Source organism: Anaerotruncus sp. 1XD42-93, from assembly GCF_009917605.1.
Lineage (GTDB): Bacteria > Bacillota > Clostridia > Oscillospirales > Ruminococcaceae > Anaerotruncus.
In genome coordinates this window covers 79,154-85,402 of record NZ_QZEG01000011.1, presented here as the reverse complement: position 1 = coordinate 85,402, position 6,249 = coordinate 79,154, and the positions used below count along the sequence as shown (strand labels likewise).

General features: G+C 51.1%; 8 protein-coding genes. 1 reads left to right on the top strand and 7 read right to left on the bottom strand.

The features are described 5' to 3' along the window. Positions 1-447: M23 family metallopeptidase (locus D5269_RS06525; protein WP_147407932.1), on the top strand; the 447-nt coding region annotated here is incomplete at its 5' end. A 241-nt stretch (positions 448-688) separates the two neighbouring features. Here the strand turns inward: D5269_RS06525 and D5269_RS06520 are convergent. From D5269_RS06520 to D5269_RS06490, 7 genes are all read right to left on the bottom strand, one after another. After that, positions 689-1,969 (bottom strand): hypothetical protein, encoded by a 1,281-nt coding sequence (locus tag D5269_RS06520; protein WP_120484259.1) that lies wholly within the window; start codon positions 1,967-1,969, stop codon positions 689-691. Between the two features lie 555 nt (positions 1,970-2,524). Beyond that, on the bottom strand, positions 2,525-2,890 hold the full coding sequence (locus tag D5269_RS06515) for a NusG domain II-containing protein (RefSeq protein ID WP_016315559.1): 366 nt from the start codon (positions 2,888-2,890) through the stop codon (positions 2,525-2,527). Further along, a complete protein-coding gene (locus D5269_RS06510; RefSeq protein WP_120484258.1) occupies positions 2,887-3,597 on the bottom strand; it encodes a PHP domain-containing protein in 711 nt (236 codons plus the stop codon). The genes D5269_RS06515 and D5269_RS06510 overlap by 4 nt, the downstream gene beginning before the upstream one ends. Further along, positions 3,594-3,929, bottom strand: coding sequence for a DRTGG domain-containing protein (locus tag D5269_RS06505; protein WP_120484257.1), 336 nt, complete (start codon positions 3,927-3,929; stop codon positions 3,594-3,596). The genes D5269_RS06510 and D5269_RS06505 overlap by 4 nt, the downstream gene beginning before the upstream one ends. Continuing rightward, on the bottom strand, positions 3,926-5,272 hold the full coding sequence (locus tag D5269_RS06500; RefSeq protein ID WP_120484256.1) for a [Fe-Fe] hydrogenase large subunit C-terminal domain-containing protein: 1,347 nt from the start codon (positions 5,270-5,272) through the stop codon (positions 3,926-3,928). Before D5269_RS06500 ends, D5269_RS06505 begins: the two co-directional genes overlap by 4 nt. 180 nt (positions 5,273-5,452) lie before the next feature. Beyond that, complete coding sequence (locus D5269_RS06495) at positions 5,453-5,878, bottom strand: ATP-binding protein (protein WP_120484255.1); 426 nt, start codon at positions 5,876-5,878, stop codon at positions 5,453-5,455. Beyond that, the gene (locus tag D5269_RS06490) at positions 5,871-6,227 is read right to left on the bottom strand and encodes a DRTGG domain-containing protein (RefSeq protein ID WP_016315564.1); all 357 of its coding nucleotides are present in this window, start codon (positions 6,225-6,227) and stop codon (positions 5,871-5,873) included. The genes D5269_RS06495 and D5269_RS06490 overlap by 8 nt, the downstream gene beginning before the upstream one ends. Between the last annotated feature and the right edge of the window lie 22 nt (positions 6,228-6,249).

The window sequence follows — 6,249 nt, the reverse complement described above, 5'->3', positions numbered from 1 at the left end:
TTGACCGCCCGCACCTACCACCATGCAAGCGTCAAGATTAAGGCAGGAGACAAGGTGCGGCGCGGGCAGGTAATTGCCCAGTATGGCAACACCGGGGCCAATACCAGCGGTCCGCATCTGCATATCGAGCTGGACACCGACACCAAATATCCTACCCTCGCTCCTGGCGTGTCGGTAACGGCCAGCAACCGGATCATCAATACCAAGACCGAGTATGCGAAGGCAGGCGGGTTATCCGACAGCACAATCAATCCGGCCAAGGTCTGGTTTATTGGAGATGGGCAGAGTATCGCTGGCACATCGGGCGGCTGGTGTTCCCAGAGCGATCTGGTAGTTCCTAAGCTGCCCGCAGATGTCCCGGAGCCACCGGATTACAAGGCGATGTACGAGGACATTAATGCTCGCTATGACAGGCTGCGTAACGGTCTTGAATTACTACTCAAATAAGCAGGGGCTGCACTATTTTTGTGCAGCCCCTGCTTTTCCTTTATGTATGATACTATAGGATTAGTTTGTTCTATCAGAATGGATACGAGTCGTATCATCCAAATGCCTCTTGTTGCTTTCCCAAAAGTATTCACATGTTGCGGGTTGTAATAGAGACGCATCAATTATTCCCTCGTTTCAGTGCTTTAAGATACGGTTTGTTGATAATCAAATAGTCGCCTCACGTCTTTTGTGTTGACATTTATGATACATATTCCGCTTGCTCTATTAATTCTTCACACTTTTTGATAATCTGTATTTTCCCTATTTTCTCTAAAATCAGGAGTCGAAAAATGACAACTATGGCAAACAGAATAGCGAATAACATTCCAATTATTGACCAGCAAATGCCCCAATATATAAGAAAGCATAGCAAGGCTATTCCAGATAAACCTACAGTTGACCAAAATCGAGAAAGATTTGCATCAAGCCTATGCGTAAAAAGCATTCTATACTGAAGTTTAATTGAATCTAATGATTTATTTTGATCCATATAAGTAGAACAAAAAACAAAGATTCCTCTGGCTCGAATCGTCCGATTTTTCTCGAAAGATTTTTTATATTCGTCAAATCTTGCTTTTGTGTCTTCGTTTATAAGCAACATTATTATATGCTTTTCGCTTTCACACTCTTCTCTATATCGAGAAAATGAGAGCAGATTTATTGCTGCAAATATTACATTAATGGCCAGCAGTAAAAAAGAAAAGAAAATCTCTTTACCATTATTATTATTAATATTTCTAAGTAATTCCCCAGCTATATAATCTATAGCATCTGGCTTGATAAAAATAATATTGAATGCTGTAAGAACTATACTAAAGATCAAATAGTTATTTTTTATAGAATCTAACCCCATACGGAGAATGTTTTTAATACATTCTTCTTGTTCTAGACAGTTTTCATCATACTCATAAACTGAAAGTTCACTATATAATGAATGGCTTCTGCAAAATCTCGTACGCGTGTACTCTTCTAAATAAATTCTAGCTAACCCTTGAATATACGAGGCAGCTATCCAATCATTCATACTAAAAATATCATACTTTTTAGCATACGAATATGTGTGGGGAATATAGTCAGCGTAAAGGTATGCAACACAAAGTAAGCATAGACACCCTGCGGGTATTAATATATTGTGCGCGGAGATAGCCCAAATCAGACAAATAACAACAGAAGCTGACATTAGAATTTCCAAACCCAGTCTTAATTCTTCACGAGCGCCTTGAATAGTGTTTTTGTGCTTATCAGGATCGGCTTCTTTCAGTAATTCGTTTTTTCTGTTTTCAAATATCGCTTTATCCACACGTTTTTGGTAGAAGTAGTCCAGAATAATCGCCAAAATTTGAAAAAAAATAAGAAGAGGAATTAACCATTGAGAAAATTGCTGATCCTTTAATATGAATACAAGAGATAGGGCAATTAACACTATAGCAATATTTAGTATGGTATTCATAGTCCGAAGTGAATTTGTGATATTTGTCATATAAATTCCTCCCCTGCCTACGCATGAACTTCATTATTTGGTTACTTTGATGATTTTAAAACAGGCTTTAAGGTCCGCCCAAATTGTGGATAATCGAGCAATTATCTTTTTTCTGCTATTATTTTTCATTATATCATAAGTTTTTAGAGATTTCTATAAAATTTAAAGTTTTTCTATAAAATATAGTGATATTTCTAAAAATTAAAATTGTTTTTAATTTTTAAAGACAATAAAGATAAATATATTATTTCTTTGTGGTATAGTGGTATATTGGGAACTACATAAAAAGGCGCTGAGGGCGACACCCCCAGCGCAGTATATGTCATTCGTTAAGAGACATGAACAGATATGCCATACCGGTTAAGTTGTATCTTAATAACTATAGTAAACAGAATTTATACTTGCAAAAAGCCCCCTCTTGCCGCTTCGCGGAAATTCACCAAATTATGGAAAACAGGAGCAAAAAAATTGAGTAAAACTTTAGGGGTTGTTTGAAAATAGAGAAAAAGACGGTCGTTTCGATTTTTCAAACAACCCCTAGATGCTGAACAGGCTCTAAGGTGACGGGGCCTCCTCGCGGGCATAACAGACCAGGGCGGTCCGATTAGGCATACAGACCGCGCGTTCCCCCGGGCGCGCAACCCATCCAGCTTGTATGCAGACCTGGTCCGGGCAGTCAGACGAGAGAAACCGGATCGCGCCATCCTGTATCTCGAACGCTACAGCCTTGCCGGTTTCGGGCTGGATGCTGAAAACACCGTCTGAAGCCCGGGTGAGGTCGATGGTACGCAGGGTCTGCCCGTCGACCGAGAGCACTGCCACCGGCTCACCCGACCGGGGGAGGTAGAGCAGTGCGCCCCAGATGCCACATCCGAGAAGCAGCGCCGCGACAATCCAAAGTTCCAGTTTACGAAGGTTCATAACATCCGCCCTGCCAATCCATGAAAATCGGTTGTCTCCAGATGGATACAGTGGTCCCGCTCGGAGATGTTTTCGAGGTAGTGCGCGTCCGAACTGACCACGACCGTATACTGTTCCCGGATTTCGGCGTGCTGCCCGTCCGCAAAAAAACGGGCCGGATCAGCAACCTCGACCGCCCGGAATCCACACTCGGGCGGAAGGAACCCCAGATTGGAAAGGACGCTGTAACTCCCCCGGTCGATATGGGCAGGGAAGCACAGCCCCCCGTACTCCCGCATCAGGCTGGGCAGCGCGGAAATCCCAATCGAGGTTGCGTTGACCAGCAGTTTCTCCAGCGTCCCGACCGGCTGGTCCTCCGCATCAAGGATGGTCTGTTCCCCGAAAATCTGCGGGCGGTTTGCGAACGGCGGCAGGCAGTCGTAGACATACCGGTCAAACGCCATCGCGTTTTCCAGGGCAGGGAACAGGCAGACCATATGCACCTCCTCGGCGGTCGAAAGCTCCATCCCGGGGACTACAACCAGACCAGTCCCTTCGGCGGCCTGCATCAGTGCGGGGCAGTTGCGGCAGGTGTTGTGGTCGGTCAGCGCGATCATCTCCAGTTCCTTGAGCAGCGACATGTTCAAGATGTTGTTCACTGTCATATCGGCATCCCCGCAGGGGGAAAGGCAGGAATGGATATGCAGGTCATAAAATACCGGCCTCATCCGCGGATCAGCTGGTCGATGGCCCGGGCGGCCTCGTAGACCGGCTGTTTGCTTCCAAGCACCGCAATCCCGTTCTGGTCAGCTTTCTCTTTTGCCTGCGCATCAAGCGCCGCACCTTCGGCAAGTACGATGCAGGCGGTATCTGCCAGCATTGAAACCGCCATCGCGTTGACGTTGCCCATCACAGTCACCCACGCGCTGTCCGCAGGCGCCCGGCCCATCACAAAGCTGAGAAGGTCGCAGCAGTAGACGCTTTCAACCTCCCGCCCGTACGACTCCTCCCCTGCCAGAAGGGAGAACCCCAGCCGCTCTGCAACCTCTTTTACTGTCATCGGCTTTTCTCCTTTTCACTATTTTCGCGGCTGTCCTCGCTGTTCGACGCTCTGGGCAGCGCCCGCGCGAGCCGGGTCAGCCCGTCGGCCATCGCGCGCATCTCATCCCGCAGCTTAAAGATGCAGGCGTTCTCCTCCGCAAAGCCCCTCACCACATCCTCGGCAAGCGCCTTGCAGGAGGGCGCGCCGCAGCTTCCGCAGTCCATTCCATAGAGCCGTTCCTCAATCTCATGCATCTGGCGCATCTTTTCCATTGCGGCTTTCAGGTTGGCATCCAGCTCGAGTACCGGCTCGTACTGTACGGCGAGGTCCCATTGGTAGGGGGAGAGGTCGTCGTCCGGCAGGCGGTTGCAGGAAACCGGGCGGTATTTCCGGATCCGCTTGAGCTTGGCCCGCGCTACATACGGGTTCTCGACGTTGAGCACCCCGCCCACGCAGCCGCCCGAGCAGGCGTTCAGTTCTACAAAGTCCAGGTCATAAAACTTCTCATCCTCGAGGTCCTCGAGCACCCGGATCACATTTTCAATCCCGTCGGCAGCGAGATAGCGTTCCCGCAGGGCAGCGGCAGCTTCCCCGCCGCTGCTTCCCCAGCCGATTCCCATCCGGCCCGCGCCTGAAAGCTCGCCCGCGGAGACGGGGACGTCCTTCATCAGGCTGATCAAACGAGGATACACTTCCCGGATCGCCAGAACGCCGTCCACGCTGCTCTTCTCGGTGCCCAGCGGCATCTTGACTGCGGTCACCTTAGCGGGACAGGGGCTGATAAAAAATGCGCCGATCTGTTCAGGGGGCAGGCCCGTTTTGGCAGCGGCCTCCCGCTTGGCGAGCCGCGCGGCCACTTCGATCGGGGCGTGCATCGGCAGGATGTTATCGAGCAGCTCTGGAAACCGTACCCGGATCAGCCGCAGTACTGCCGGACAGGCCGAGCTGATCACCGGCCGCCGCACCTGGCAGCCTGCCATATACCGGCGGGTTGCATCCGAAACCAGTTCCGCCGCGCGCGCCACCTCGAACACCTCGTCGAACCCCATCAGCTCGAGTGCGCCGATCACCGGGTCCACATCATCGAGGTTATTGAACTGCCCGTAAAGCGCGGGCGCAGGCAGAGCAACCTTATAGGGAAACCGGTCGATCGCCGAAAAAGAGTCAAAGGTCGCCTGTTTCGCATGATGTGGGCAGACCCGGATGCATTCTCCACAGTCGATACATCGTTCGGTGATGATCTGTGCCTTGCCGTTGCGCACCCGGATCGCCTCGGTGGGGCACCGCTTGACACAGTTGATGCAGCCGTGACACTTCTCCCGGTCGAGCGTCACCGAGTGGAAAAACGTTCCTCGCTCCATCCTGAATTCCTCCATTCCATAAAAATCCACACATACATTCACTTTGGGGCCCTGCCCAGTTCGTTTGCAGGGAACGCCCTCTCTTCTTGCCGTTCAAGCCCGAAGTGTGAAACCCGCTGCCGCAGACGGCTCTTAAGCTGGGACAAAAGCGAGTAAAACCTGAACGAAAAAACAGGATTTTTAGCCGACCTGCACCTTCATCCGCACCGTTGTGCCCACGCCAACAGCACTCTCGATCGTCATTTCGTCGGCATTCCGTTTCATATTCGGCAGACCCATGCCTGCCCCGAACCCCAGATTGCGCACACTGTCCGGGGCGGTGGACCAGCCCTCCTGCATCGCCAGATCAATATTGGGGATGCCGGGTCCATGGTCAGAGAGCACCATGGAGACCTCCTCGGGCGAAACTTCCACCACGATCTGCCCGCCGCCGCCGTGGATGGCGAGATTGATCTCCCCTTCGTAGAGCGCGATTGCCACCCGGCGCACCGCCCCCGGCGCTACGCCCAGCTTTTTCAGCAGCCGCTTGACATCGCTCGAAGCCTCTCCTGCCCGGGTAAAATCGTCCCCGGGAACCTCATATTCCAGACGGATTGCATCAGACATCCGTGTCCTCCCCCCCTTTCAGGCCCTTTTCGTACAGTTTGCCGCAGGCAGCGAACATCGGGTATCTGGTGCTCATGACAGCGATTCCCCGTTCCTGCGCAAGCCGGACGATCGACTCGTCCGGGCATTTTCCCCGTACAAAGACGATGCAGAGCATATCCATCATTTCGGCAGTGCGCACCGCCTGCGAGTTGAGCAGGCCGGTGAGCAGGACGCTCTGGTCCTTCACATAGGCGAGCACATCGCTCATCATGTCGCTGCCGCATGCGGTCTTTACCGCAGCATCGAACGATGCGCCTTCACAGTAGACGGTCGCATCCAGAATCGGCTGAATCTCTCTGACAGTCATAATGAATCCCCTTTCATTGGCC

Bases quoted from the DNA above. Each gene is read 5' to 3' on its own strand.
- D5269_RS06520 (WP_120484259.1), bottom strand. From the start codon at position 1,969: ATGACAAATATCACAAATTCACTTCGGACTATGAATACCATACTAAAT.
- D5269_RS06495 (WP_120484255.1), bottom strand. From the start codon at position 5,878: ATGTCTGATGCAATCCGTCTGGAATATGAGGTTCCCGGGGACGATTTT.
- D5269_RS06500 (WP_120484256.1), bottom strand. From the start codon at position 5,272: ATGGAGCGAGGAACGTTTTTCCACTCGGTGACGCTCGACCGGGAGAAG.
- D5269_RS06515 (WP_016315559.1), bottom strand. From the start codon at position 2,890: ATGAACCTTCGTAAACTGGAACTTTGGATTGTCGCGGCGCTGCTTCTC.
- D5269_RS06505 (WP_120484257.1), bottom strand. From the start codon at position 3,929: ATGACAGTAAAAGAGGTTGCAGAGCGGCTGGGGTTCTCCCTTCTGGCA.
- D5269_RS06490 (WP_016315564.1), bottom strand. From the start codon at position 6,227: ATGACTGTCAGAGAGATTCAGCCGATTCTGGATGCGACCGTCTACTGT.
- D5269_RS06510 (WP_120484258.1), bottom strand. From the start codon at position 3,597: ATGAGGCCGGTATTTTATGACCTGCATATCCATTCCTGCCTTTCCCCC.